General features: G+C 60.8%; 23 protein-coding genes. 4 read left to right on the top strand and 19 right to left on the bottom strand.

From position 1 onward, the window contains the following. Positions 1-109 precede the first annotated feature (109 nt). The 5 genes from fkpB to murJ all read right to left on the bottom strand — a co-directional run bounded on the left by fkpB (position 110) and on the right by murJ (position 6,484). Complete coding sequence (gene fkpB, locus ACOCLD_RS06115) at positions 110-547, bottom strand: FKBP-type peptidyl-prolyl cis-trans isomerase (RefSeq protein WP_422911232.1); 438 nt, start codon at positions 545-547, stop codon at positions 110-112. Then, positions 544-1,065, bottom strand: coding sequence for a signal peptidase II (gene lspA, locus ACOCLD_RS06110; protein ID WP_422911231.1), 522 nt, complete (start codon positions 1,063-1,065; stop codon positions 544-546). The genes fkpB and lspA overlap by 4 nt, the downstream gene beginning before the upstream one ends. Next, positions 1,058-3,889 carry an isoleucine--tRNA ligase gene (gene ileS / locus ACOCLD_RS06105; protein WP_422911230.1) on the bottom strand — a complete coding sequence of 944 codons (2,832 nt, stop codon included), beginning with the start codon at positions 3,887-3,889 and terminating at the stop codon, positions 1,058-1,060. Before ileS ends, lspA begins: the two co-directional genes overlap by 8 nt. A 47-nt stretch (positions 3,890-3,936) precedes the next feature. Further along, positions 3,937-4,863 (bottom strand): bifunctional riboflavin kinase/FAD synthetase, encoded by a 927-nt coding sequence (ribF, locus tag ACOCLD_RS06100; RefSeq protein WP_257777013.1) that lies wholly within the window; start codon positions 4,861-4,863, stop codon positions 3,937-3,939. A 76-nt stretch (positions 4,864-4,939) separates the two neighbouring features. Then, entirely contained in the window at positions 4,940-6,484 is a 1,545-nt protein-coding gene (gene murJ / locus ACOCLD_RS06095; protein WP_422911229.1) for a murein biosynthesis integral membrane protein MurJ, read from the bottom strand. 177 nt (positions 6,485-6,661) lie between these two features. On the opposite strand from murJ, the gene rpsT reads away from it, so the two are divergent. Further along, positions 6,662-6,940, top strand: coding sequence for a 30S ribosomal protein S20 (rpsT, locus tag ACOCLD_RS06090; RefSeq protein ID WP_108486905.1), 279 nt, complete (start codon positions 6,662-6,664; stop codon positions 6,938-6,940). A 124-nt stretch (positions 6,941-7,064) separates the two neighbouring features. Here rpsT and ACOCLD_RS06085 read toward each other — a convergent pair whose 3' ends face one another. From ACOCLD_RS06085 to rplU, 5 genes are all read right to left on the bottom strand, one after another. Further along, positions 7,065-7,529, bottom strand: a complete 465-nt coding sequence (locus ACOCLD_RS06085) for a CreA family protein (protein WP_422911228.1) — start codon at positions 7,527-7,529, stop codon at positions 7,065-7,067. A gap of 10 nt (positions 7,530-7,539) precedes the next feature. Next, positions 7,540-8,658 (bottom strand): glutamate 5-kinase, encoded by a 1,119-nt coding sequence (gene proB, locus ACOCLD_RS06080; protein WP_422911227.1) that lies wholly within the window; start codon positions 8,656-8,658, stop codon positions 7,540-7,542. 69 nt (positions 8,659-8,727) lie between these two features. Next, on the bottom strand, positions 8,728-9,951 hold the full coding sequence (cgtA, locus tag ACOCLD_RS06075; RefSeq protein ID WP_422911226.1) for an Obg family GTPase CgtA: 1,224 nt from the start codon (positions 9,949-9,951) through the stop codon (positions 8,728-8,730). A gap of 302 nt (positions 9,952-10,253) precedes the next feature. After that, the gene (gene rpmA / locus ACOCLD_RS06070; protein WP_085584170.1) at positions 10,254-10,511 is read right to left on the bottom strand and encodes a 50S ribosomal protein L27; all 258 of its coding nucleotides are present in this window, start codon (positions 10,509-10,511) and stop codon (positions 10,254-10,256) included. 39 nt (positions 10,512-10,550) lie between these two features. Continuing rightward, positions 10,551-10,862: a 50S ribosomal protein L21 gene (gene rplU, locus ACOCLD_RS06065; RefSeq protein WP_160013129.1), complete on the bottom strand. Its 312-nt coding sequence runs from the start codon at positions 10,860-10,862 to the stop codon at positions 10,551-10,553. Between the two features lie 257 nt (positions 10,863-11,119). Between rplU and ACOCLD_RS06060 the strand changes: the two genes are divergently transcribed. Both ACOCLD_RS06060 and ACOCLD_RS06055 read left to right on the top strand, forming a co-directional pair. After that, complete coding sequence (locus ACOCLD_RS06060) at positions 11,120-12,088, top strand: polyprenyl synthetase family protein (RefSeq protein WP_233683645.1); 969 nt, start codon at positions 11,120-11,122, stop codon at positions 12,086-12,088. A gap of 154 nt (positions 12,089-12,242) precedes the next feature. Then, the gene (locus ACOCLD_RS06055; protein WP_233683644.1) at positions 12,243-12,470 is read left to right on the top strand and encodes a hypothetical protein; all 228 of its coding nucleotides are present in this window, start codon (positions 12,243-12,245) and stop codon (positions 12,468-12,470) included. Positions 12,471-12,691: 221 nt separating this feature from the next. Here the strand turns inward: ACOCLD_RS06055 and ACOCLD_RS06050 are convergent, their stop codons facing one another. The 8 genes from ACOCLD_RS06050 to ACOCLD_RS06015 all read right to left on the bottom strand — a co-directional run bounded on the left by ACOCLD_RS06050 (position 12,692) and on the right by ACOCLD_RS06015 (position 20,598). Beyond that, the gene (locus ACOCLD_RS06050) at positions 12,692-13,309 is read right to left on the bottom strand and encodes an FKBP-type peptidyl-prolyl cis-trans isomerase (protein WP_257777007.1); all 618 of its coding nucleotides are present in this window, start codon (positions 13,307-13,309) and stop codon (positions 12,692-12,694) included. Between the two features lie 61 nt (positions 13,310-13,370). Continuing rightward, on the bottom strand, positions 13,371-13,517 hold the full coding sequence (locus ACOCLD_RS06045) for a DUF2256 domain-containing protein (protein WP_233683642.1): 147 nt from the start codon (positions 13,515-13,517) through the stop codon (positions 13,371-13,373). Continuing rightward, on the bottom strand, positions 13,514-15,049 hold the full coding sequence (locus ACOCLD_RS06040) for a cryptochrome/photolyase family protein (RefSeq protein ID WP_422911225.1): 1,536 nt from the start codon (positions 15,047-15,049) through the stop codon (positions 13,514-13,516). Before ACOCLD_RS06040 ends, ACOCLD_RS06045 begins: the two co-directional genes overlap by 4 nt. Further along, positions 15,046-16,446 carry an exonuclease domain-containing protein gene (locus tag ACOCLD_RS06035; RefSeq protein ID WP_422911224.1) on the bottom strand — a complete coding sequence of 467 codons (1,401 nt, stop codon included), beginning with the start codon at positions 16,444-16,446 and terminating at the stop codon, positions 15,046-15,048. Before ACOCLD_RS06035 ends, ACOCLD_RS06040 begins: the two co-directional genes overlap by 4 nt. Positions 16,447-16,450: 4 nt before the next feature. Then, complete coding sequence (locus ACOCLD_RS06030; RefSeq protein ID WP_392540865.1) at positions 16,451-16,756, bottom strand: DUF6482 family protein; 306 nt, start codon at positions 16,754-16,756, stop codon at positions 16,451-16,453. Between the two features lie 140 nt (positions 16,757-16,896). After that, complete coding sequence (locus ACOCLD_RS06025) at positions 16,897-17,394, bottom strand: TIGR00645 family protein (protein WP_160013123.1); 498 nt, start codon at positions 17,392-17,394, stop codon at positions 16,897-16,899. Positions 17,395-17,598: 204 nt separating this feature from the next. Continuing rightward, positions 17,599-17,940, bottom strand: coding sequence for a hypothetical protein (locus ACOCLD_RS06020; protein ID WP_422911223.1), 342 nt, complete (start codon positions 17,938-17,940; stop codon positions 17,599-17,601). Between the two features lie 198 nt (positions 17,941-18,138). Continuing rightward, the gene (locus tag ACOCLD_RS06015) at positions 18,139-20,598 is read right to left on the bottom strand and encodes a Lon protease family protein (protein ID WP_422911222.1); all 2,460 of its coding nucleotides are present in this window, start codon (positions 20,596-20,598) and stop codon (positions 18,139-18,141) included. 136 nt (positions 20,599-20,734) lie between these two features. Here ACOCLD_RS06015 and ACOCLD_RS06010 point away from each other — a divergent pair, with 136 nt between their 5' ends. Continuing rightward, a complete protein-coding gene (locus tag ACOCLD_RS06010) occupies positions 20,735-22,369 on the top strand; it encodes a cation:proton antiporter (RefSeq protein WP_422911221.1) in 1,635 nt (544 codons plus the stop codon). 85 nt (positions 22,370-22,454) lie between these two features. Here ACOCLD_RS06010 and ettA read toward each other — a convergent pair whose 3' ends face one another. Continuing rightward, complete coding sequence (gene ettA, locus ACOCLD_RS06005; protein WP_257776998.1) at positions 22,455-24,122, bottom strand: energy-dependent translational throttle protein EttA; 1,668 nt, start codon at positions 24,120-24,122, stop codon at positions 22,455-22,457. Positions 24,123-24,360: the final 238 nt, after the last annotated feature.

The raw sequence follows: 24,360 nt of genomic DNA, 5'->3' as shown, positions 1-24,360 counted from the left end.
CGGCGCGGCCGCAGGCACTGGGGAAGCAATCTGTATAAGCCACCATGATCGCGAGGATCACGCGGGAACACTCAGGGCTAAAGCCGCCCCCACAGGAGCGGGCTAAACCTTAGAGCGCTTTGACCTCAATAATCTCCACCTCAAAGCTCAGCGCCTTGCCGGCCAACGGGTGGTTGAAGTCGATGGTTACCTGGTTATCGTCAAAGGTTTTGACCACACCCGGCAACTCGGCATTGGCGGCGTCATTAAAGATCACCAGCAGGCCCTCCGACAGCTCCATATCCTGAAACTGGCTGCGCGGCATGACCTGGACATTCTGCGGATTGCCTTGACCAAAGCCCTGCTCCGGGCTGATCGACAGACTGCGCTTGTCGCCCGCTTTCAAGCCATAGATGGCCTGTTCAAAGCCTGGCAGCAGATTACCGTCGCCGACCTTGAAGGTGGCGGGCTTTTTATCGAAGGTACTGTCGACTACATCGCCGTTGTCCAGCTTGAGGGCGAAATGCAGGGTCACTTCCCTGTCCGGACCGATACGCACGTCAGTCATTTGCCTGTTTCTCCGGACTTTTCACTTTTGAACATATCCAGCGCCAGCAGGATGGCACCGCCGGTGATGGCCATATCGGCCACGTTGAAGGCCGGGAAGTACCACTGCTGATGCCAGTGCAGCAGGATAAAGTCGACCACATGGCCAAATACCACGCGATCGACCAGGTTACCAAGCGCACCACCCAGCACTAACGCCAAAGCCACCGCCAACCAGGTTTCATTTGGCTTAAGGCGCTTGAGCCAGACCACCAGGACTCCGCTCACCACCACGGCAATCGCGGCGAAGAACCAGCGTTGCCAGCCGGCGGCATCAGCCAGGAAGCTGAAGGCAGCACCGGTGTTGTAGGCCAGGGTCCAGCTGAAGTAGTCGGGGATGATCACGATCTGCTGATACATGCTCAGGTTGTTGTCGAACCAGAACTTGCTCGCCTGGTCGACCACAAACACCAGCAGGCTCAGCCACAACCAGGCCAGGCGCCCGAAACGACTGGCGTTAGGCGTGCCGTTGTTAAGCATAATGACGAACCTCGCCCGCGCCTTCGATGTTGTCCACGCAGCGACCGCAGATTTCCGGATGCGCCGGGTTCACCCCAACGTCCTCGCGGTGATGCCAGCAACGGCCGCACTTGGCGTGACCGGACTTCAATACTTTCAGCTTGAGCCCCGCCACTTCTGTCTCCACGGCATCGCTTGGCGCACTGGCAAGCGGAGCCAGACTGGCGGTGGAGGTGATCAGCACAAAGCGCAGTTCGTTACCGAGCTTGTTCAAATCGGCGATCAGACTGTCTTCGGCATACAGAGTCACTTCCGCCTGCAGGTTGCCGCCAATGGCCTTGGCTGCACGCAGGTTTTCCATTTCCTTGTTTACCGCAACCTTGACCGCCATCACGCGCTCCCAGAAGGCGCGGTCCAGCTCGAAACCTTCCGGCAATTCACTCAGACCCTGATACCAGCCATTGAGCATCACCGACTCGTTACGCGCGCCGGGCAGGTATTCCCACAGCTCATCGGCAGTGAACGACAGCACCGGAGCGATCCAGCGCACCAGAGCTTCGGCGATATGGAACAACGCGGTCTGGCAGGAGCGACGCGCCACGCTGTCGGCGGCGGTGGTGTACTGACGGTCCTTGATGATGTCGAGGTAGAAACCGCCCAACTCCTGCACGCAGAAGTTGTGCACCTTCTGGTAGACGTTCCAGAAACGGTAGCTGTCGTAGGCTTCTTCGATTTCGCGCTGCAACAGCAGAGCGCGGTCCACCGCCCAGCGGTCCAGCGCCAGCATGTCGTGCGCCGGCAGCAGGTGCTGCGCCGGGTCGAAGCCGCTGAGGTTGGAGAGCAGGAAGCGCGCGGTGTTACGGATACGCCGGTAAGAATCGGCGCTGCGCTGCAGGATCACTTTGGACACCGCCATCTCGCCGGAGTAGTCGGTGGACGACACCCACAGGCGCAGGATGTCGGCACCCAGGCTGTCGTTCACTTCCTGCGGCGCGACCACATTGCCCAGCGACTTGGACATCTTGCGGCCGTTCTCATCGACCACGAAACCGTGAGTCAGCAGCTCTTTGTACGGCGCATGGCCATCAATGGCCGCGCCCGTCAGCAAGGATGAATGGAACCAGCCACGGTGCTGGTCGGAGCCTTCCAGGTACAGGTCGGCACGCGGGCCGCTGGCATGGCCCAGGTTGTGCGAGCCGCGCAGCACGTGCCAGTGAGTAGTGCCGGAGTCAAACCAGACGTCCAGGGTGTCGCTGATCTTGTCGTAGTCGGCAGCCTCTGCGCCGAGCAGCTCGGCGGCGTCCAGCTTGAACCAGGCCTCAATGCCTTCCTGCTCAACGCGCTTGGCCACGTCCTCCATCAACTCGGCAGTGCGCGGATGCAGTTCACCCGTAGCCTTGTGCAGGAAGAACGGAATTGGCACACCCCAGTTGCGCTGACGCGAGATGCACCAGTCCGGACGCCCAGCAATCATGCTGTGCAGGCGAGCCTGCCCCCACGCAGGGACAAACTGGGTTTGCTCGATGGCTGCCAGCGCGCGCTCGCGCAGGGTGCCGCCTTCATTAGGTTGCTTGTCCATACCGACGAACCACTGCGCAGTGGCACGGTAGATCAGCGGGGTCTTGTGGCGCCAGCAATGCATGTAGCTGTGCTGGATGGCTTCGTGCTTGAGCAGCGCACCGACTTCTTCCAGCTTGGCGACGATGGCCGGGTTGGCCTTCCAGATAAACTGGCCGCCAAAGAACGGTAGATCGCTGACATACACGCCGTTGCTCTGCACCGGGCTGAGGATGTCGTCGTTGCTCATGCCGTAGCCTTTGCAGGAACGGAAGTCGTCCTCGCCATAGGCAGGTGCCGAGTGCACCACGCCAGTGCCGGCGCCCAGCTCAACGTAGTCGGCCAGATAGACCGGGGCAAAGCGCTCATAGAACGGATGACGGAAGCGGATCAGCTCCAGCGCCGCACCTGGCGCGGTGGCGATCACGTCGCCCTGCAGGCCATAGCGGGCCAGGCAGCCTTCTACCAGCTCTTCGGCCAGCAGCAGCAGACGCTCGCCGGTATCGACCAGCGCGTAGGTAAATTCAGGGTGGACGTTCAGCGCCTGGTTGGCCGGAATGGTCCATGGCGTGGTGGTCCAGATCACGATGGAAGCCGGTTTCGGCAAGCTGGCCAGGCCAAACGCGGCAGCCAGCTTATCGGCGTCTTCAACCACGAAGGCTACGTCGATGGCGTCGGACTTCTTGTCCTGATACTCGACCTCGGCCTCCGCCAGCGCGGAACCGCAGTCGAAACACCAGTTGACCGGTTTCAGACCCTTAAACACAAAACCCTGTTTGACCATCTCGGCCAGCGCGCGGATTTCGCCGGCTTCGTTGGCAAAGTCCATGGTCTTGTACGGGTTGTCCCAGTCGCCCAGCACACCGAGGCGAACGAAGTCGGCTTTCTGCCCTTCGATCTGCTCGGCGGCGTAGGTGCGGCAGCGCTCGCGGGTCAAGTCGGACGGCTGATTCTTGCCGAAGGTGGTTTCCACCTTGTGCTCGATCGGCAGGCCGTGACAGTCCCAGCCCGGCACATAAGGGGCGTCGAAGCCGGCCAGGGTCTTGGAACGGATGATGATGTCCTTGAGGATCTTGTTGACCGCATGACCGATGTGGATGCTGCCGTTGGCATAGGGCGGGCCGTCGTGCAGGACGAACTTCGGCCGGCCTTCGCCTTGCGCGCGCAGCTTCTGATACAGGCCAATCTCGTTCCAGCGCTGCAGAATCTGCGGCTCGCGCTGCGGCAGACCGGCTTTCATAGGGAATTGGGTATCAGGCAGATTCAGCGTGGCTTTGTAGTCGGTCATCTCAGGCTCTTCGTAAGCGATTGGCACCCGGCAGTTGAAACCGGGGCTTAAACGCGCCAATGGGCACGGGCGGCAGCAATATCGGCAGCAATTGCCGTCTTCAATGCCTCAAGGGAGGCGAAACGCTGCTCATCGCGCAGCTTGTGGTGGAAAGCCACCGTCAAACGCCGGCCATATAAATCACCGGCAAAGTCCAGCAAATGCACTTCCAGATGAGCGCGGCCATCACCGGCCACGCTCGGGCGCACGCCAATATTGGCCACACCTGGCCAGGTCTGGCCGTCAATCTCGGTGCTGACCAGGTACACGCCCTTGAGCGGCACCCGCTTGCGCTTGAGTTGCACATTGGCAGTCGGCGCATTCAGCTGACGCCCCAGTTTCTGCCCGTGCAACACCCGTCCGGCAATCTGGAAAGGCCGCCCGAGCAGGTGCTGCGCCAAGGCGAAATCACCGCTATCAAGGGCTTCACGCACCCGCGTACTGCTGACGCGAATACCATCCAACCCAACCGTGCTGGCAGCCTCGACGCTGAAGCCTTCGCGCTCACCAGCCTCGGCCAGAAAGGCGAAGTCACCGGCACGGTCGCAGCCGAAGCGAAAGTCATCGCCCACTTCCAGATGCTGCACACCCAGACCTTCCACCAGCACGCGATGCACAAACTCGGCAGCGCTCAGCTCACGCAAACGGCGGTTGAAACTCAGGCACAAGACCCGATCAACGCCCTCAGCGGCCAGCAAGGCCAGTTTGTCACGCAGTCGTGTGAGACGCGCCGGGGCAACATCGGGGGCAAAAAACTCGCGCGGCTGCGGCTCGAAAATCAACACACAACTGGGCACGCCAAGCTCAGCGGAACGCTCACGCAAACGCGCCAAGATGGCCTGATGGCCACGATGGACGCCGTCGAAATTACCGATGGTGGCAACACAGCCCCGATGCTGGGGCCGCAAATTGTGTAGGCCTCGAACCAGCTGCATAACGCGCTTCTTGCTCATAAAGTGGCCGATTATACGCACACCACGCAGCGGACAACAGGCGGCAAATCAGCCGCCATCAGTGCACGCTACGCCGCGCAAAGTCCTTCAGTCGAAACCCCAGCAGTGCCAGCACGGCCAAATAGGCCAGCAGCCCCACACCAACCAACCCACCCAGGCGCAGCAAACGCCAGAGCATAGTGCCGTCCGCCCAGGCTGGCAGCTGCTGCATGACCAACAGCAGCGCCGCCACCATCACCAGCAACGCCAGCAACAGCTTGCCAAGGAACAGCGCCCAACCCGGCTGCGGCTGGAACATGTCGCGCTTGCGTAGCTGCCAGTACAACAGCACGGCATTCAGACAGGCGGCCAAGCCGATGGCCAACGCCAGACCGGCATGTTCCAGCTTGAACACAAACACAAACAGCGCATTCATCACCTGGGTCGCCAGCAGCGTCACCAGACCAATACGCACCGGCGTCTTGATGTTCTGCTGGGCGTAGAAGGCCGGCGCGAGAATTTTCACCAGAATAATCCCGACCAACCCGAGCGAATAAGCGATCAAGGCGCGCTGAGTCATGGCGGTATCGGCAGCAGTGAATTTGCCGTACTGGAACAGCGAGGCAATCAGCGGCTCAGAGATAATCGCCAATGCCAGCGCACTGGGCAGCGCTAACACCAGGCACAGGCGCAAGCCCCAGTCGAGCAGCTTGGAATACTCCTCGCGACTGGCACCAGCATGGGTTTTCGACAGGGCCGGCAGCAGGATGGTGCCCAACGCCACGCCGAGCACACCGGCCGGCAACTCCATCAGACGGTCGGCGTAATACATCCAGGACACGGAACCGGCAACCAGAAAGGAGGCAAAAATCGTATTGATGATCAGCGAAATCTGGCTGACCGACACCCCGAAGATCGCCGGCCCCATCTGCTTGACCACGCGCCACACTCCGGTGTCCTTGAGATTCAGGCGTGGCAGCACCAGCATGCCGATCTTGTGCAGATGCGGCAGCTGGAACAGCAGCTGCGCCAAGCCACCCACCAGCACCGCCCAGCCCAGCGCCATGATGGGCGGATCGAAATAGGGCGTCAGAAACAGGGCGAAAACGATCATGCTGATATTCAGCAACGTCGGCACAAAGGCCGGCACCGAGAAGCGGTTCCAGGTGTTGAGAACCGCCCCTGCCAGCGAAGACAGGGAGATCAGCAGAATATAAGGAAAGGTAATGCGCAGCAGATCGGTGGTCAGCGCAAAACGCTCTGCCTCATCGGCAAAACCAGGGGCGGACGCCCAGACAATCCACGGAGCTGCCAAAATGCCGATAAAGGTCACCAGCGCCAGCACCAGAGTCAGCAGACCGGTGACGTAAGCCAGAAATGTACGCGTGGCCTCATCACCCTGCTGGGTTTTATATTCAGCCAGAATCGGCACAAATGCTTGTGAGAAGGCACCTTCGGCAAAAATTCGGCGCAACAGATTGGGCAACTTGAACGCCACCACAAAAGCGTCCGAGGCCACGCCAGCGCCGAAGGTGCGGGCGATAATGGTATCGCGGACAAACCCTAAAACCCGCGAAAGCATAGTCATGGAGCTGACAGCGGCCAACGACTTGAGCAAATTCATGTAGTATCCCGGCTCCGCAAACCAGCACTGGCGCACAAAGGCGTCGAGTGTAACGGGCCGCCACTGGTCAGGCCAGCACAGGGAACAGCCAACAGGCTTGACAGCACTCCCTCATATCGGCATGATTCGCGGCCTTATTTGTTTGTAACCCCCCAGTTTTTTTCGAGGAGCTTGACGGTGGCCAATACACCTTCTGCCAAAAAACGCGCAAAACAGGCTGAGAAGCGTCGTAGCCATAACGCCAGCCAGCGCTCCATGGTTCGTACCTACATCAAGAACGTGGTCAAGGCTATCGAAGCCAAAGATCTCGATCTGGCTAAAAACGCCTACACCCTGGCTGTGCCGGTGATCGACCGTATGGCCGACAAAGGCATCATCCACAAGAACAAAGCAGCTCGTCATAAGAGCCGCCTGAATGGCCACATCAAGGCCCTGGGCGAAGCTGCAGCTGCTTAAGCCGCTAGCGACACGCTGATTGTTCTTAAAAAACCGGCTTAATCGCCGGTTTTTTATTGCCTGAAATATACCACCCATAAAAAAGCCCGAATGATTTCGGGCTTTTTCAATCACAGCGCTCAGCTCAGGGCTTTTCTGGCCAGGGCAGAATCGGAATGGCGGTCACCGCATTCTGCGGACTGCCCTCGATCACGCGATCGCTGTAGACCAGATACACCAGGGTATTGCGCTTCTGATCAAAGAAACGCACCACCTGCATGGTCTTGAATACCAGGGAGGTGCGCTCACGAAACACCTCCTCACCCTCCTTGAGCTTATCCAGAAAGCTGATCGGCCCCACCTGACGGCAAGCGATCGAAGCCTCGGCGCGATCTTCGGCCAACCCAAGACCACCTTTGACACCACCGGTCTTGGCGCGCGACAGGTAGCAGGTCACCCCCGCCACCTTGGGGTCATCAAAGGCCTCGACGACAATCTTGTCGTTCGGCCCCATGATTTTGAACACCGTCGACACTTCACCAATCTGCTCAGCTACGACCAACCCAGGCAGCAGCATCAGCGCACCCAGCAATCCCTTCAGCATCCGCATCTACGCTCCCTCAAACCAGGATCAAATTATCCCGATGCACCAACTCGGGCTCATCAACATACCCCAGCAGCCTCTCAATGGCATCGGAGGGCTGACCGATGATCTTTTGCGCCTCAAGCGCACTGTAGTTGGCCAGACCGCGCGCAATCTCCCGGCCATCCGCAGCCACGCACACCACCATCTCGCCACGCCGGAAGCTGCCCTGCACGGTTTTAACACCGACCGGCAACAGACTCTTGGTGCCGGTGACCAGCGCCTTGACCGCACCCTCATCGAGCACCAGGGTGCCGCGCGTCTGCAGATGACCAGCCAACCACTGCTTGCGCGCAGCCAACATGCCGCGCTCAGGCGCCAGCAGCGTGCCCAGGCGCTCGCCGGCCTTGAGCCGCGCCAACACCTGCTCAATTGCACCACCGACGATCACCGTATGCGCCCCAGAACGCGCCGCCAGGCGCGCCGCACGCAGCTTGGTTTGCATGCCGCCACGCCCCAGGGCGCCACCGACACCGCCAGCGACAGCATCCAGTGCCGGGTCATCGGCGCGCGCCTCAAAAATCAGCTCAGCATCAGGGTTATGTCGCGGGTCGGCGTTATACATGCCGTCACGGTCGGTAAGGATTACCAGCAGGTCAGCCTCGACCAGATTGGCCACCAATGCAGCTAACGTGTCGTTGTCACCAAAGCGGATCTCATCAGTGACCACAGTGTCGTTCTCGTTGATCACCGGCACCACATCCAGATCAACCAGCGTGCGCAAGGTACTGCGCGCATTCAGGTAACGCTTGCGGTCCGAGAGATCGTCGTGAGTCAGGAGAATCTGCGCAGTGCGCCGGCCGTGCTCGGCAAAGCTCGATTCCCAAGCCTGCACCAGCACCATCTGACCAATTGCTGCAGCGGCCTGCAACTCATGCATGGCGCTAGGACGTGCACTCCAGCCCAGCTTGCTCATCCCCGCCGCCACCGCGCCGGAAGACACCAATACCAACTCGACGCCCTGCTCACGCAGCGCGACCATCTGCTTGACCCATACCGCCATGGCAGCACGATCCAGGCCACGGCCATCGGCCGTCAGCAACGCACTGCCAATCTTCACCACCCAGCGCTGAGCACCGGTTACCTTGTCACGCATGATCATCCAACCTTAGCCGCGACCTGTGATTACAAAAACGCCGCAATTAAGCGGCGTTTGAATAGTTGCTTAATCCCGGACGTAAATGATTTCCGGGCCATCCTCGTCATCTTCCTCATCCCAGAAGCTGTCGTCTTCATCGACATCGCCGACCGCCTTGACTCCAGAGCGGCGCAGCGCGCGCTTGTCATCCAGCGCCTGCAGCTGAGCGCGCGCTTCGTCTTCGATGCGCGTGTCCAGCTCAGCCAGCTCGGCCGCGTATTCCGGGTTTTCCTGGATGCGCTCAGCGCGCGCCTCAAGGAAGTCCATGATGTCATAACAGAGCTTTTCAGTGCCCTGGCGCGCCAATGCGGAAATCACATAAACCGGACCATCCCACTCAATCCGCTCAACGATTTCAGCAATCCGCGCCTCCTGCTCTTCATCGAGAATCTGGTCAGCCTTGTTCAACACCAGCCAACGCTCACGCTCGGCCAGCGCAGGGCTGAACTTGGTCAGCTCAGCGATGATGGTCGCGGCCGCCTCAGCCGGATCAGTCAGGTCCAGCGGCGCCATATCCACCAAATGCAGCAGCAGACGGGTACGCGACAAATGCTTGAGGAAACGAATCCCCAGCCCCGCACCGTCAGACGCCCCCTCAATCAACCCCGGAATGTCGGCGATGACAAAGTTCTTGTAGCGATCCACGCTGACCACACCCAGGTTCGGAACCAGGGTCGTGAACGGGTAGTCCGCCACTTTCGGCTTGGCCGCCGATACCGAGCGGATAAAGGTGCTCTTGCCGGCATTCGGCAGACCCAGCAGACCGACATCGGCCAGCACCTTCAGCTCCAGCTTGAGATCACGCGCCTCGCCCGGCTTGCCTGGCGTGGTCTGACGTGGCGCACGGTTGGTACTGGATTTGAAACGGGTATTGCCCAGACCATGCCAACCACCTTGCGCCACCAGCAGGCGCTGACCTGGCTTGACCAGATCACCAATCACTTCCTGGGTACCGGCATCGATCACAGTGGTACCAACCGGCACAGGCAGAATCAAATCCTCGCCCTTGGCGCCGGTGCAGTCGGTACTGCCGCCCTTCTCGCCATTCTGCGCCTGGAAACGACGGGTATAGCGATAATCCACCAGGGTATTGAAGTTCTCGACTGCCTCGATATACACAGAGCCGCCGTCACCACCATCGCCACCGTTGGGGCCGCCCTTTTCAATGAACTTTTCACGGCGAAAAGCCATCATGCCGTTACCGCCGTCGCCGGCTTTTACATAAATCGATACTTCATCGACGAATTTCATGGGTACGCCTCCCGCAATCAAGCGGGTTATCTAAGAACTTGCTCAACGCCTGCCGCGCGCCAGCCCTGCTGCGTTAAAAACAGGCTCGGAATGCTCATTTACACCAGTAAACTCCGCTTCCCCGCCTGCCTTGCCGGACTCTAGCTCGCGAGACCTTGAGCAGGCTCTAACGAGAAACACTAGGTTCTTGCAAAATTGACCTGCATTCAAATCGAACGCTAACACCCAGGACAGTTTGGCAAGAACCCCAAGAAACAAAAAAGCCCCGTCGCATGGACGGGGCTTTCCCAGCAGTCGCGCAATTAAGCCGCAACGACGCTCACGTAACGGCGGTTGAACGCGCCTTTTACTTCAAACTTGATCACGCCTTCGATTTTCGCGAAGAGGGTGTGATCTTTACCCATGCCAACGCCGTAACCAGCGTGGAACTGGGTGCCGCGCTGACGCACGATGATGTTGCCTGCTTTGATAGCCTGGCCGCCATACATCTTCACGCCAAGTCGTTTGGCTTCTGAGTCGCGACCGTTGCGGGTACTACCGCCAGCTTTTTTGTGTGCCATGAGTTCAATACTCCTATAAAGGGATCAGACCGAAACGAATCAGGCCTGGATACCGGTGATTTTGATCTCGGTGTACCACTGACGGTGGCCCTGGCGCTTCATGTGGTGCTTACGACGACGGAACTTGATGATGGTGACCTTGTCGTGACGGCCTTGAGCAACCACTTCAGCCACAACTTTGGCACCGTCAACAACCGGAGCGCCGATTTTTACGTCGTCGCCATTGCCGACCAGCAGAACACGGTCAAAAGTCACAGCTGCACCAGTGGCCAGCTCGAGTTTTTCGACCTTGAGGAATTCGCCTTCGGTGACTTTGTATTGCTTGCCACCAGTAACAATTACTGCGTACATGGTAAATCTCCGTTAATCCTGCTCACCCAGCGCTTTATAGGAATAAGTGTCGGCTGGCATGGCTGCTTGGGGCCGGAAGGACACCCTTGCAATTGCGTAAGGCAGGGAAATACCCAGGGGGAAGTTCAGGGTGCGCGATTGTACGCAAGCCGCCAGCGCGACGCAAGGCCCAGACACTCACGCCCAGCCACTCGCCTTGACAGCCCCTACCCTGCCCCCTAGCATGCCGCGCAACCCATGAGTAGCAGGTGCAAGCGATGCAACCCCAGGCTTTCTACCGCGTGGTGGCGGATGACTTTACCGCCGTCGACGGCATCATCCGCGCCCAACTGGTGTCGCGCGTACCGCTGGTAGAGAAGATCGGCGACTATATTATTTCCGCTGGCGGCAAACGCCTGCGTCCGCTACTGGTTCTGCTCAGCGGTAAGGCCCTGGGCATTGAAGGCGACAACCTGCGCCTGCTGGCCGCCACCATCGAATTTCTGCACACCGCCACCCTGCTGCATGACGACGTGGTCGACATGTCTGACATGCGCCGTGGCCGCAGCACCGCCAATGCCCAGTGGGGCAATGCGCCAAGCGTACTGGTGGGCGACTTCCTTTATTCGCGCTCCTTCGAAATGATGGTCGAACTCGGCTCCATGCCGGTGATGAAGATCCTCTCCAAGGCCACGCGCGTGATTGCTGAAGGCGAAGTGCTGCAGCTGTCGAAGATCCGCGACGCCAGCACCACCGAAGAAACCTATATGGAAGTCATCCGCGGCAAGACCGCGATGCTCTTCGAGGCTTCGACCCACAGCGCAGCGGCACTGGCCGGTGCCAGCACCGAGCAGAGCGAAGCCCTGCGCACCTTTGGCGACCACCTCGGCGTAGCATTCCAACTGGTCGACGACCTGCTCGACTACAAGGGCGATGCCAGCACCCTGGGCAAGAACGTCGGTGACGACCTGGCCGAAGGCAAACCGACTCTGCCACTGATCTACACCATGCGTGAAGGCACGCCCGAGCAAGCCGCACTGGTACGCCAGGCGATCCAGAAAGGTGGCATTGAGGATCTGGAAAGCATCCGCAACGCCGTAGAGGCCGCCGGTGCACTGGACTACACCGCCCAACAGGCACGCGATTACGCCGAGCGCGCCATCGCCTGCCTGGATGCATTGCCCGCCAGCGAATACCGCGACGCCCTGATCGAACTCAGCCGCTTTGCCGTAGCCCGCACGCACTAAAGCCGCCTGAGCAAACAAAAGCCCGCCCATATGGCGGGCTTCTTATTGCCCACGATCCGCTACAACCCCACCGCACGACAAAAGGCAGCGATTAAGCCTTGCTATAAATACAATAAGAATTATTCTCATCTAACCAATTGAAGGGAGATGAGTCATGACCTATCTGATCGATGCCTGGCTGGACCGCCCGCACCCTTACCTGCGCATCCTCAACCGCAACACCGGCGAAGTCTGTGCCCTACTAAAGGAAGATGCTTTGGATGAGCTGCGCGACCAGGGCGATCTGGACCTGCACGAGCTGAACTCCAGCGAGCCGCTGGTGCTCAAGGAGCTGGTGCGCAATCTGTTTCTCTACTGCTACGCCCGGGCCTTGCGCCCCTGAAACGCATCGCGGGCATGGCCCGCTCCTACACCAGGCTTGCTGGAACCTCGTAGGAGCGATCCATGCTCGCGATAGAAAGCGTCAGAGACTAGAGATCTCGCGAGCTAGAGCCCTACAAGGCAAAAACAGGCGAGGAAGCGGAGTGTACTGTTGTACATGAGCATTCCGAGCCTGTTTTTAACGCAGTAGGGCCGACGCGCAGCAGATCGTGGAACGATCTCTTAGAGAACGTCCAGCAGCTCCACGTCGAATACCAGCACGCTGTGCGGCGGGATGCTGCCCACGCCTTGCGCGCCGTAGGCCAGCTCGCTCGGCACGTACAGGCGCCATTTGCTGCCAGCGTTCATCAGTTGCAGGGCTTCGGTCCAGCCGGCGATCACGCCGCCCACCGGAAACTCAGCCGGCTCGCCGCGCTCGTAGGAGCTGTCGAATACGCTGCCGTCGATCAGAGTGCCGTGGTAATGGGTGCGCACGGTGTCTTCACGGGAAGGCTTGGCGCCGCTGCCCGCGGTCAGCACTTCGTATTGCAGACCGGACGCCAGTACGGTGATGCCATCACGCTTGGCGTTCTCAGCCAGGAAGGCCAGACCAGCACCTGCAGCGGCTTCAGCCTTGGCAGCAGCTTCGGCTTGCATGATGTCGCGGATGACTTTGAAGCTGGCCGACAGCTCGGCTTCGCTGACGCGGCTTGCCTGCCCGTTGAAGGCGTCAGTCAGGCCGGCCAGGATCGCGTCCAGGCTCACGCCCGGCGGCGGATTGTCGCGCAGCTGACCACCCAGCTGACGGCCAATGCCGTAGCTGACGCGAGTTTCGTCAGTCGAGAGATTGAGTTCGGACATAGCACGGCTCCGCTAGGGGCTAAAAAAGGTCGGCCAGCCTAGCACAAACAACCTGCCCGCCCTACCCGCCTGCTGCACCCTGACGATGACGTCGACAACGCTCGGAGCAGTACTTCACCTCATCCCAGCAGCGCGCCCATTTCTTGCGCCAGGTGAAAGGCAGCCCGCACACCGCGCAAGTCTTGATCGGCAATTCGGCCTTTTTCACAGCGCCTCACCGGCATCCAGCCGCGCCAGCAAATGCTCACCGCGCGCCCACAAACCCTGCTGCTTGGCGTCGCTCATCTTGTCCAGGCCGCGATAGATCATGCCCAAGCGGTGGTTACACGACAGCTGCTGGCGATGCCGCATGAGGAAATGCCAATACAGCGCATTAAACGGGCAGGCCTGCTCACCCACGCTTTCCGTGACCTTATAAGCACAGTCGCCACAGTAATTGGACATGCGCTTGATGTACTGACCACTGGCGCAATAGGGTTTGGAGCCCAGGTAGCCGCCATCGGCATGCATGACCATGCCCAGGGTGTTGGGCAGCTCGACCCAGTCGAAGGCGTCCATATACACCGCCAGGTACCAGTCGCAGACCTGGCTGGGCTGGATACCGGCCAGCAAGGCGAAGTTGCCGGTGACCATCAGCCGCTGGATATGGTGGGCATAGGCATGCTCCAGGGTCTGGCCGATGGCCTGGCTCATGCACTTCATGCGGGTCTTACCGGTCCAGTAGAACTCCGGCAACGGCCGCGTATTGCCGAAGGCGTTGCGCTCGGCGTATTCCGGCATGTGCATCCAGTAGATGCCACGCACGTATTCGCGCCAGCCGATCAACTGCCGGATAAAACCCTCGGCGGCATTCAGCGGCACCTGGCCGCGCCAGTAGGCGGCCTCGACATCCGCACACAGCCGGCGCACATCCAGCAGGCCGATATTCAGCGCCGCGCTGATCCGCGCATGGAACAGAAACGGCTCACCGACGGCCATGGCGTCCTGATAGTCACCAAAAGCCGGCAGGGAAAAATCGAGAAAGTGCTGCCACAGAGTCTCGGCTTCGGCGTGAGTCACCGGGTAATCGAAAGCCGCCAGGCTGCCGTAGTGATGACTGAAGCGCTCAGCCACCAGCACCAATACTTCCTGAGTGATGCCATCCGCCGGAAAGCGCGCGGTCATCGGTGCCTTGATCTGCTTGGGCAGTGCCTTGCGGTTTTCCGCATCGAAGTTCCACGCCCCGCCCACCGGTGTGCCGTCGCCATTGAGCAACAAACCGGTCTTGCGCCGCATCTCGCGATAGAAAAACTCCATGCGCAACTGCTTGCGCCCCTCAGCCCAGCGCGCGAACTCGCCGCGGCCGCAGATAAATCGGCTGTCTGCATGCCAGGTGATCGGCAGACCGCAAGACTGCAGCGCCTGCTCCAGCCGCCATTCGCCGCACTCGGTGATATGCACCTCAGCCGCCTGCAACAGCGCCGCCCAGCGCCGCAACTCACCCGGCAGCGAACCGCTGTTCTGCGCATCATCCAGCGTCACGTAATGCACCCGCCAGCCGCGCTCACGCAGAGCCTCGGCAAAGTGGCGCATGGCACTGAAGATCAGTGCAATTTTCTGCGGGTGATGTGGCACATAGTCGGTCTCTGCCGCCACCTCAGCCAGCAACACGTCGTCCTGCTGCGGGTCCAGAGCCTGCAGACTGGGCAGGTCGAAAGACAGCTGATCACCCAGTATCAGGGCGAGCCGGCGAATGGTCATAACACAACAACCTCGGTGTGTGGGCAGCGCCGCAGATGGCTGAGCACAATGTGATAGGCATCCAGGCTGAATGCCTGGGACGGTTGCTGGCGGGCGGCATTGATCAAGGCCGGATCATCGACAGTGGCCAGATAGCGCCACTGATCCAGCACATGCCACTGCGCGAAACCATGCTCAGGGTCGCGTTCAACCAGCGCCACCGCGCCCGGCCAAGGCCAGGCCGCAACGCGCAACTGCTCGCACGCCGCCAGCAGCCGGGCGTCATGCGCGGCACGCGGTTCCTGTCCGCAGCATGCGCCCTTACAGCCGCCCAGTTGCGTGGCAAAGCAGGCTCCGGCACCGGCCTCCAGACCGAGCAACCGCAAGCACAGCTGATGCTGGCGCGCCTGGTTGCGCAACCAGCTCTGCGCCTGCCGTCGCGAGCGGAACAGGCCAACACTGTCGCCGACCGGTGCACTTGCATCCACGTCCTGCAAGGTAACTCGCCACCCCTGCTCAGCATGCTCAAGCCCCCAGGTCAGCAACTCCCGCTGGTGCCGCAACTGGCGGTTGTACAGCGGCAACAGGCGCTTGACCTCCGCAGCCTCGAGCAACAGCGCACCTAGCTCACCCGCCGTGGGCTGCACGCGAATGTCGCGGATCTGCTGAGCCACTTGCAGGCTTCGGCGACTGTGGTGGTCATTCTGGAAGTGCGACTGCACGCGCTGGCGCAGGTTGCGGCTTTTGCCGATATACAGCAGCGCCTGATTCTCGCCATAGAAGTAATACACCCCCGGGCGCGCCGGCAGCGCCTGCAAACGCTCTGCACTTAAATAGCGCGGTACTGCTGCCTTGCGCAGCTGCCGGCCAATCTGCCGCTGCAAAGAGTCTGCCGGCACCTGCTCGAGCAGACGCGTGAGCAACTGCCAGACGGCTTCAGCGTCCGGTAGCGCCCGGTGGCGAAAGAAGCGGCTGATCTGCTGGGCCTCACACAGCGCATCCAGACCATACTCCGGCAAATCCGGCCAGGCGGCTCGGGCCAACTGCAAGGTGCACAGCTGCCGGTAACGCACCGGCTGACCCGCCACAGCAAATGCACGTCGCAGAAAGACATGGGCAATTCGCAGGTTGTGCCCGACCACCACTCGCCCTTCCAGTACGCTGGCCAATTCGCCGGCGATCTCGCGAAAGGTCGGCTGCACCTCCAGTTCGGCCGGCAGCACGCCGCAAAGCCGCGAGACGCTGGCCGGCAGCGCACAATCGGGCCTCAACAACCAGGCATGTCGCGCGACAACCGCGCCCGCCTCAATCTGCAGCACGGCAATTTCCCAGATGCAGTCCTTGGCGGGGTGCAGGCCGGTGACCTGTACATCAATCACGGCAAGCGGGCGCGCAAACAGCGGAGTTGAGGGACTCAAGGCATTACCAGGACGAGTTGAAGGAAATCGGCACGCGCAAGGTGTCCTGGGTGCCGTCCTGCATGCCGCACATCTCGTCATGCACCACTGCATGCACCAGATGAAAAGGCAGGCGCGGCAGGTCTTGCAACAGGTCGCGAGCATGCTCGACCGAGCGCAGGTGCAGGGTCTTGCCACGGCCATCGCTGAGCGGGTGGGCACGGCCGTCCATGTGCGCCTCCAACAGGTAGATACCACCTTCGATGGAGATCAGGTTGAGGGCGTCGATATGCCCGGCATGGGCGTGCAGCGACAGATCTTGCAGGTTCATGGCATGTCCTCGGGCAAGCAAAGTTATACAAAAATCTATACAAACACAATTTTTGTACAATAAAGCAAAAGCACAAGGCACAAAGCAAACCGCCCGTCCGTTTTGCAACGGCCGGGCGGCGGGTCACGCATAAGGAAGGATCAGCTCGATTCGTATTTGGTCAGCTTATCCAGATAACCCATGGCGAAGGCCGAGAGGACGAAGGCCATGTGAATGATCACATACCACATCAACTTGCTGTCGGGGATGTTCTGCGCATTCATGAAGACCTTGAGCAGGTGGATCGAGGAAATCGCCACGATGGACGCTGCCACCTTCATCTTCAGTGAACTGGAGTCCATCTTGCCCAGCCAGCTGAGTTTTTCGGTGCCCTCTTTGATATCCAGCTGCGACACGAAGTTCTCGTAACCGGAGATCATCACCATCACCAGCAGGCCGCCCACCAGCGCCATGTCGATCAGCGACAGCAGCACCAGAATCAGATCGGCTTCAGCCATGGCAAACACGTTCGGCAGGATATGGAAGACTTCCTGGAAGAACTTCAACGCCAGCGCCAGCAGAGCCAGCGACAAGCCGAAATAGATGGGTGCCAGCAGCCAGCGGGAGGCATACATGGCGTTCTCGATAAAGCGTTCCATAAGGGCTCACTCAGGGGTTCAAAACTGCCGGCGAGTATACCCAGCGCACCGGGCCAGACAAGCCCGGCGTAAGCGCAGCAAACGTGCTGACGGGTTATCCCCGAGAACTGTGGATAACCTTGTGCATGGGGTCAGGATTAATCGCGCCAAGCCGGTCAGGCAAAGGCTTTTCGGCGACTGATCAAATATGCGCCAGGTCGCAGCTCAGGTTTCCGGACGGAACTGGTAAGCACCCAGCGCATGCCCACGCTCGGCATTCAACCGGCGTAATTCGGCCTGGATGTGCAGGCGCCAGATGGGCACGTCTGTACAAGGCTCATAGCCCATGCCGCAGAGGTTTTCAGCGATGTCAGCGAGGATGTCTTCTGCCGCGAAAGCCCCGTGGAATGGGCCTTGCGCCTTGATCGCCGAGGGTTGCGCGCCAGCCATACCCGCCGCGCAGATCAGCGTCCAGAGACCATTATTGCCAGCCAGTGGCAAGACTGCGCACTCGATCCGGGTATCCAGGCCCAGACAGTGCCGGGTGAGATTGAGGTGACGCGACATGGCGACGACCCTCGTGGGAGCAGGCCTTCAGCCTACACCCGGGTACACGCCAGTGGGAAGCCAGCAGTTATCCCCGCAGGCTGTGGATAACTGTGTGGATGAAGTGAGGAAAAGGCGAGCAGAGCCAGTCGCCCTGCCCGCCCGGCCCATTCGCTCAATGACTGACCAGCCACCGGACGAATGGTGCGTATTCGCCAGTCATTCCGCCGCTGGCTTTTTCGCCCGCGGCTTTTTCTCCTTGGCAGCCACCGGCTCGGCCTTTTTCGGCTCTTCCTTGTCGTCCTCTTCCATGCCCATGGCAGCGATATCACGCAGACGTTCAACCACCCGCGCATTGACGCTACCGGCGGGGAATTGCCCCTGCTCATTGGGCGAGCCGGCATCCTCACCGACCAGCAGGCTCAGCGCCTCATCGACCTGACGCACCGCATAGATATGGAACTGCCCGGCACGCACCGCCTGCAGCACCCGCTCATCCAGCATCAGGGTGGTGACGTTGGAGTGCGGGATGATCGCGCCCTGCTCGCCGGTCAGGCCGCGTGCCTCGCAGAGGCGGAAGAAACCTTCGATCTTCTCGTTGACCCCGCCGACTGCCTGCACCTCACCGAACTGGTTGATCGAGCCGGTGATGGCGAAGCATTGCTTGAGCGGCGTGCGCGACAACGCCGAGATCAGCGTGCACACCTCACCCAGCGAGGCACTGTCACCGTCGACATAGCCGTAGGACTGCTCCAGGGCGATGCTCGCGGAAATCTCCAGGGGGAACTCCTGGGCATAACGGCTGCCCAGGTAACCAGTGAGGATCATCACCCCCTTGGAGTGGATCGGCTGGCCGAGATTGACTTCTCGCTCGATGTCGACGATGCCGCTGCCGCCCGGATAGACCGTGGCAGAAATTCGCGCCGGTACACCGAAGGCCGAGTCGCCGACTTCCAGCACGGTCAAACCGTTGCACTTGCCCACGGCTGCGCCGGCGGTGTCGATCAGGATGATCCCGGCCAGCATGTCGTCGATGATCCGCGCCGACACCCGCCCGGTGCGGGTGGCCTTGGCCTTGAGTGCGCGCTCGATATGCCCGGCATCGGTCATTTCATCCCCGGCCAGGCTGCGGATAAAGTCTGCTTCGCTGACCAGCTGGAACAGATCACCAATCCGCGCCGACAAGCGTCCCTGATGCTCTGCCAGGCGCGCGCTGTAAGTCGCCACGCGCGCCACCGCCGCAGCCGTCAGAGGCGCCATGCCCTCTTCCGAGGTGCGAGTTTTCATCAGCTGGGCAAACTGCTCCAGGCTGTCGTCGGCCAGCGGGATGTCTTCATCGAAGTCGACCAGCACGCGGAACATCTCCTGGAAGTCCGGGTCGAGGTCCTGCAGCGTGTAATACAGCTGACGCGAGCCGATGATCACCACCTTGAGGTGCAGCGGAATCATCTGCGGGGTCAGGGTCACGGTGGCGATGCGGCCGAGATCACCCAATGGCGATTCCATCTTCAGCTGGCGCGACTGCAGGGCGCGCTTGAGCGCATCCCAGACAAACGGCTCACCGAGCATCTTCTCGGCTTCGAGAATCAGAAAACCGCCATTGGCGCGGTGCAGCGCACCGGGGCGCAGCTGGCGGTAGCTGGTGTAGAGCGCGCCCTGATCAGTGTTGTATTCGATGCGGCCAAACAGGTTGTCGTAGGTCGGGTGCGGTTCGAACACCACCGGCGCGCCGCCCTGGGCGTGATGGCCGACCACCAGGCTCGGGCAGTACTGTTCTTCGAGCAGCTTGCGGGTTTGTGCATCGGCCTTTTCCACTTCAACCAGTTGATCAACCACGGTCTTCAGCAGATTGACCTGCACCGCTTGCAGATACGCGCATACGCCGGCGTTCTCGGCGTATTTCTCCGACAGCGGTGCCAGCAGCGGCTGCAGGGCGATGGTGATGGTTTCTTCGTTGAGCTGACGCAGCAGGTTGCTCGATTCACGCTTCCACTGCGGCAGGCTGGCCAGCTCCTCGTTGAGGCGCTCTTCCAGGGTGGCGATATCGGCGTGGAAACGCTCGCGCTCGGCTTCCGGCAGCTGGGCGAACTCGGCCTCATCCAGCGCCTTACCTTCAAGCATCGGGGTGAAGGCAATGTTGCTGCTGTCGCGGTACAGGGCCACGCTTTTTTCCAGCGACAGCCGCTCAATCACATCCAGCGCCTGATCGTAGCGCTTGTTGAAGGCGCGGTCGATGGCGTTCTTCTTCTGCTGGAACGAGGGGTGCTCAAACACCGCCGGGAAGGTTGCCAGCAGGTTATCGATCAGGCCGTTGATGTCGGCCATGAACTCGCCGGCAGTGCCAGACGGCAGCTCCAGCGCACGCGGCTCGCGCGGCTCATCGAAATGATTGACGTAAACCCGATCTGCCGGGGTTTCCAGGCGCTTGGCTTCAGCCTTGAGGTAACGTTTGACGAAAGAGAAGCGGCCGGTGCCAGGCTCGCCCATGACAAACACGTTGTAACCGGGGCGCGGCATCGCCACGCCAAACTGCAGCGCCTCGACGGCGCGCTCCTGACCCAGTACGCCACGAAAGGGCTCCAGATCTGCGGTGCTGGTGAAATTGAACTGCTCAGGGGAAAACGGACGGGTCAGGGCTTCGGGCGCAAGGCGTAGGTGGGCTGCGACGGAGTCTGGCATTGGAAATCCTTAGACAGAGGGGCTGAGGAAATCATCGCCCCATCGGCCCACATCCACAAGCCGTATGCTTGACGCAAGGCAAGCGCGGTTTCGCTGAAGGCTCCTACAATCACGCGTAACTACCGAGGAGTGCTGCATGAGTCTGTTTCAAGAGGTCGCCATCCTGCTGGCTCTGTCAGCGCTGGTGGGGGGCATCGCCGTCAAATTGCGCCAGCCACTGATCATCGCTTACATTTTGGTGGGCATCCTTGCCGGCCCGGCCGTGCTGGGCCTGAGCAGTGAGAACGAGCCCCTGCAACTCCTGGCGGAAATCGGCATCACCGTGCTGCTGTTCGTGGTCGGCCTCAAGCTGGACATGCGCCTGGTGCGCACCCTCGGCCCGGTAGCCCTGGCCACAGGCCTGGGTCAGCTGAGCTTTACCATCGTCTTCGGCTTCATCCTCTGTTACCTGCTGGGCCTGGAATGGCTGACCGCCTTGTATGTGGCCGTGGCACTGACCTTCTCCAGCACCATCATCATCGTCAAGCTGCTCTCCGACAAAGGCGAGATCGACTCGCTGCACGGACGCATCGCCATGGGTTTCCTGATTGTGCAGGACATCGCCGTGGTACTGGCCATGCTTGGCCTCAACCTGTATCAGCCGAGCAGTGGCGAGCAGCCCGGCATGCACCCGCTGCTGCTGGCCGCTACCCTGCTGGGCAGTCTCGGCGTGCTGTTTCTGCTGATGCGCTACGCCCTGCCACGCCTGCTGAACATGATGGCCGACTCGCCGGAACTGCTGATGCTGATGGCCATCGCCTGGGGCACCCTGCTGGCGGCAGGTGCTGATTCGCTGGGGCTGTCCAAGGAAATCGGCGCCTTTCTCGCCGGTTTCTCCCTGGCCTCCACGCCCCTGCGCGAAGCGGTGGCCAGCCGCCTGACCAGCCTGCGCGACTTCCTCTTGCTGTTCTTCTTTCTGCACCTGGGCCTGCAACTGGACTTTGCCCATATCCACGGGCAGATCGGCAGTGCGCTGATCCTCTCGGCCTTTGTGCTGATCGGCAACCCGCTGATCGTCATGGCGATCATGGGCTGGATGGGCTATCGCAAGCGCACCGGCTTTATGGCCGGGCTGACCGTGGCGCAGATCAGCGAGTTCTCGATCATTTTTGTCGCCATGGGCATCGGCCTTGGCCATGTCGGCCAGGACGCCCTGGGCCTGACCACCCTGGTGGGGCTGATCACCATCACCCTGTCGACCTACATGATTCTCTATGCGCAGCCGCTGTTCGCCCGCCTGTCGCCCTGGCTGGGGCCATTCGAGCGGCATATCCCGCACCGGGAAAACGCCGACGACAATGCGCCCACCGGCGAGCAACCCGACATCATCGTCTATGGCATGGGCCGCTATGGCCGCAAACTGGCCGAGCAACTGGAGCTGGGCGGACGCCGCGTGCTCGGCGTGGACTTCGACCCGCAGGCCCTGGCCCTGGCGCGCGAAGAAGGCCTTAACGTCTGCTACGGCGACGCAGAGGATGCCGACTTCCTCAGCCATATGCCGCTGAGCCACGCTCAGGCACTGATCAGCACCATCCCCCAACGAGAGGTCAATGCGATTTTGTTCCGCGCCTTGCGCAGCGCAGCGTTTAAAGGACAGATCACCCTCAGCGCATTTCGTGCCGGTGATGCCGAAGCCCTGCATCATGCCGGCGCGGCCAGCGTGTTGAGGCCATACAGTGATGCCGCAGAAACCGCCGCACGGCGCTTGCTGAAAGAACTCCAACCCGCCTGACCTGGGGCTCAACATCAGCAGCTGCGACCGCTGCGTAGAAACAAAAACGGAGCCTTGCGGCTCCGTTCCTGTTTGCTGGCCTGACTTACTGCGCCAGTTTCTTGTAGCGCACACGGTGCGGCTGCGCCGCTGCGTCGCCGAGGCGTTTCTTGCGATCCGCTTCGTACTCGGTGTAGTTGCCCTCGAAGAACTCGATATGCGAGTCATCTTCATACGCCAGGATGTGGGTCGCCACGCGGTCCAGGAACCAGCGATCGTGAGAGATCACAATGGCGGCGCCAGGGAAGTCGAGCAGTGCCTCTTCCAGCGAACGCAGGGTTTCCACATCGAGGTCGTTGGACGGTTCGTCCAGCAGCAGCACGTTGGCGCCCTCTTTCAGGGTCAGGGCCAGGTGCAGGCGGCCGCGCTCACCACCGGAGAGGTCCTTGACGAACTTCTGCTGGTCAGCACCTTTGAAGTTGAAGCGACCGACGTAACCACGCGACGGCATCTCGTAGTTGCCGACCTTGATCATGTCGAAGCCATCGGACACGGCTTCCCACACGGTCTTGCCACCGTCGAGGTCGTCGCGGCTCTGATCGACGCAGGCCATCTGCACGGTATCGCCGATTTCGATGCTGCCGGAGTCAGGCTGCTCTTTGCCCATCAGCATGCGGAACAGGGTCGACTTACCGGCACCGTTACCGCCGATCACGCCGACGATGGCACCTTTGGGCATGCTGAACGACAGGTTGTCGATCAACATGCGATCGCCGTAGCCCTTGCTGACGCCAACAAAGTCGATGACCTTGTCGCCCAGACGCGGGCCGACCGGGATATAGATCTCGTTGGTTTCGCTGCGCTTCTGGAATTCCTGCGACTGCATTTCCTCAAAGCGCTGCAAGCGCGCCTTGGATTTCGACTGGCGGGCTTTCGCACCTTTGCGCACCCACTCCAGTTCTTCCTTCATGGCCTTTTCATGGGCCGACTGCTGCTTGGATTCCTGGGCCAGACGCTCAGACTTGGCTTCCAGCCAGCCGGAGTAGTTGCCCTCGTAAGGAATGCCCGCACCGCGGTCGAGTTCAAGAATCCAGCCGGCGACGTTATCCAGGAAGTAACGGTCGTGGGTAATTGCCACGACGGTGCCCTGGAAGTCGTGCAGGAAGTGCTCCAGCCAGGCCACCGAATCAGCGTCCAGGTGGTTGGTGGGTTCGTCCAGCAGCAGCATGTCCGGGGCCGACAGCAGCAGACGGCACAGCGCCACACGACGCTTCTCGCCACCGGAGAGGTGCTCGACCTTGGCATCCCAGGCCGGCAGGCGCAGGGCGTCGGCGGCGACTTCCAGCTGACGCTCGAGGTTGTGGCCGTCGCTGGTCTGCAGGATGGCTTCCAGCTTGGCCTGTTCGGCAGCCAGCTTGTCGAAGTCGGCATCCGGCTCGGCGTAGGCGGCGTACACCTCGTCCAGACGCGCCTGGGCGTCCTTGATCTGGCTGACCGCTTCTTCCACCACTTCACGCACGGTCTTGCTCGGGTCGAGCTGCGGCTCCTGCGGCAGGTAACCGACATTCAGCCCCGGCATTGGCCGCGCCTCGCCGTCGAACTCGGTGTCGACACCGGCCATGATCTTCAGCAGGGTGGATTTACCCGAGCCGTTGAGGCCGAGCACGCCGATCTTGGCGCCCGGGAAGAACGACAGGGAAATGTTCTTGAGGATTTCCCGCTTCGGTGGCACAACTTTGCCGAGCCGATGCATGGTGTATACGTATTGAGCCATGATGACCTTGGTTCTGGGTTGAAACGAAAAAGAAGCCGCCAACTGAGCGTGCACGCCAACTAAAGCTGCACGGCGGGGCGGAGCCGCCAGACGATGCCAACGCAGGCGTGTAGCCCCTGACTTTGCACAGTCGCGCGCGCGTGCGGCAAAACTACCGGAATGCGTCAAGCAGGGCAAACAACGCTCGTCGGCAGCGCTGGCACTTTGCCACGGTTATGGCATGCTAGCCGCCCCCTGC

The organism is Pseudomonas cimarronensis (assembly GCF_049331905.1).
GTDB lineage: Bacteria > Pseudomonadota > Gammaproteobacteria > Pseudomonadales > Pseudomonadaceae > Aquipseudomonas.
The sequence above is the reverse complement of the archived record's forward strand: the minus strand, read 5'-3'. Positions and strand labels throughout refer to the sequence as shown.

Bases quoted from the DNA above. Each gene is read 5' to 3' on its own strand.
- fkpB (WP_422911232.1), bottom strand. From the start codon at position 547: ATGACTGACGTGCGTATCGGTCCGGACAGGGAAGTGACCCTGCATTTC.
- lspA (WP_422911231.1), bottom strand. From the start codon at position 1,065: ATGCTTAACAACGGCACGCCTAACGCCAGTCGTTTCGGGCGCCTGGCC.
- ileS (WP_422911230.1), bottom strand. From the start codon at position 3,889: ATGACCGACTACAAAGCCACGCTGAATCTGCCTGATACCCAATTCCCT.
- ribF (WP_257777013.1), bottom strand. From the start codon at position 4,863: ATGCAGCTGGTTCGAGGCCTACACAATTTGCGGCCCCAGCATCGGGGC.
- murJ (WP_422911229.1), bottom strand. From the start codon at position 6,484: ATGAATTTGCTCAAGTCGTTGGCCGCTGTCAGCTCCATGACTATGCTT.
- ACOCLD_RS06085 (WP_422911228.1), bottom strand. From the start codon at position 7,529: ATGCGGATGCTGAAGGGATTGCTGGGTGCGCTGATGCTGCTGCCTGGG.
- proB (WP_422911227.1), bottom strand. From the start codon at position 8,658: ATGCGTGACAAGGTAACCGGTGCTCAGCGCTGGGTGGTGAAGATTGGC.
- cgtA (WP_422911226.1), bottom strand. From the start codon at position 9,951: ATGAAATTCGTCGATGAAGTATCGATTTATGTAAAAGCCGGCGACGGC.
- rpmA (WP_085584170.1), bottom strand. From the start codon at position 10,511: ATGGCACACAAAAAAGCTGGCGGTAGTACCCGCAACGGTCGCGACTCA.
- rplU (WP_160013129.1), bottom strand. From the start codon at position 10,862: ATGTACGCAGTAATTGTTACTGGTGGCAAGCAATACAAAGTCACCGAA.
- ACOCLD_RS06060 (WP_233683645.1), top strand. From the start codon at position 11,120: ATGCAACCCCAGGCTTTCTACCGCGTGGTGGCGGATGACTTTACCGCC.
- ACOCLD_RS06055 (WP_233683644.1), top strand. From the start codon at position 12,243: ATGACCTATCTGATCGATGCCTGGCTGGACCGCCCGCACCCTTACCTG.
- ACOCLD_RS06050 (WP_257777007.1), bottom strand. From the start codon at position 13,309: ATGTCCGAACTCAATCTCTCGACTGACGAAACTCGCGTCAGCTACGGC.
- ACOCLD_RS06040 (WP_422911225.1), bottom strand. From the start codon at position 15,049: ATGACCATTCGCCGGCTCGCCCTGATACTGGGTGATCAGCTGTCTTTC.
- ACOCLD_RS06030 (WP_392540865.1), bottom strand. From the start codon at position 16,756: ATGAACCTGCAAGATCTGTCGCTGCACGCCCATGCCGGGCATATCGAC.
- ACOCLD_RS06025 (WP_160013123.1), bottom strand. From the start codon at position 17,394: ATGGAACGCTTTATCGAGAACGCCATGTATGCCTCCCGCTGGCTGCTG.
- ACOCLD_RS06020 (WP_422911223.1), bottom strand. From the start codon at position 17,940: ATGTCGCGTCACCTCAATCTCACCCGGCACTGTCTGGGCCTGGATACC.
- ACOCLD_RS06015 (WP_422911222.1), bottom strand. From the start codon at position 20,598: ATGCCAGACTCCGTCGCAGCCCACCTACGCCTTGCGCCCGAAGCCCTG.
- ACOCLD_RS06010 (WP_422911221.1), top strand. From the start codon at position 20,735: ATGAGTCTGTTTCAAGAGGTCGCCATCCTGCTGGCTCTGTCAGCGCTG.
- ettA (WP_257776998.1), bottom strand. From the start codon at position 24,122: ATGGCTCAATACGTATACACCATGCATCGGCTCGGCAAAGTTGTGCCA.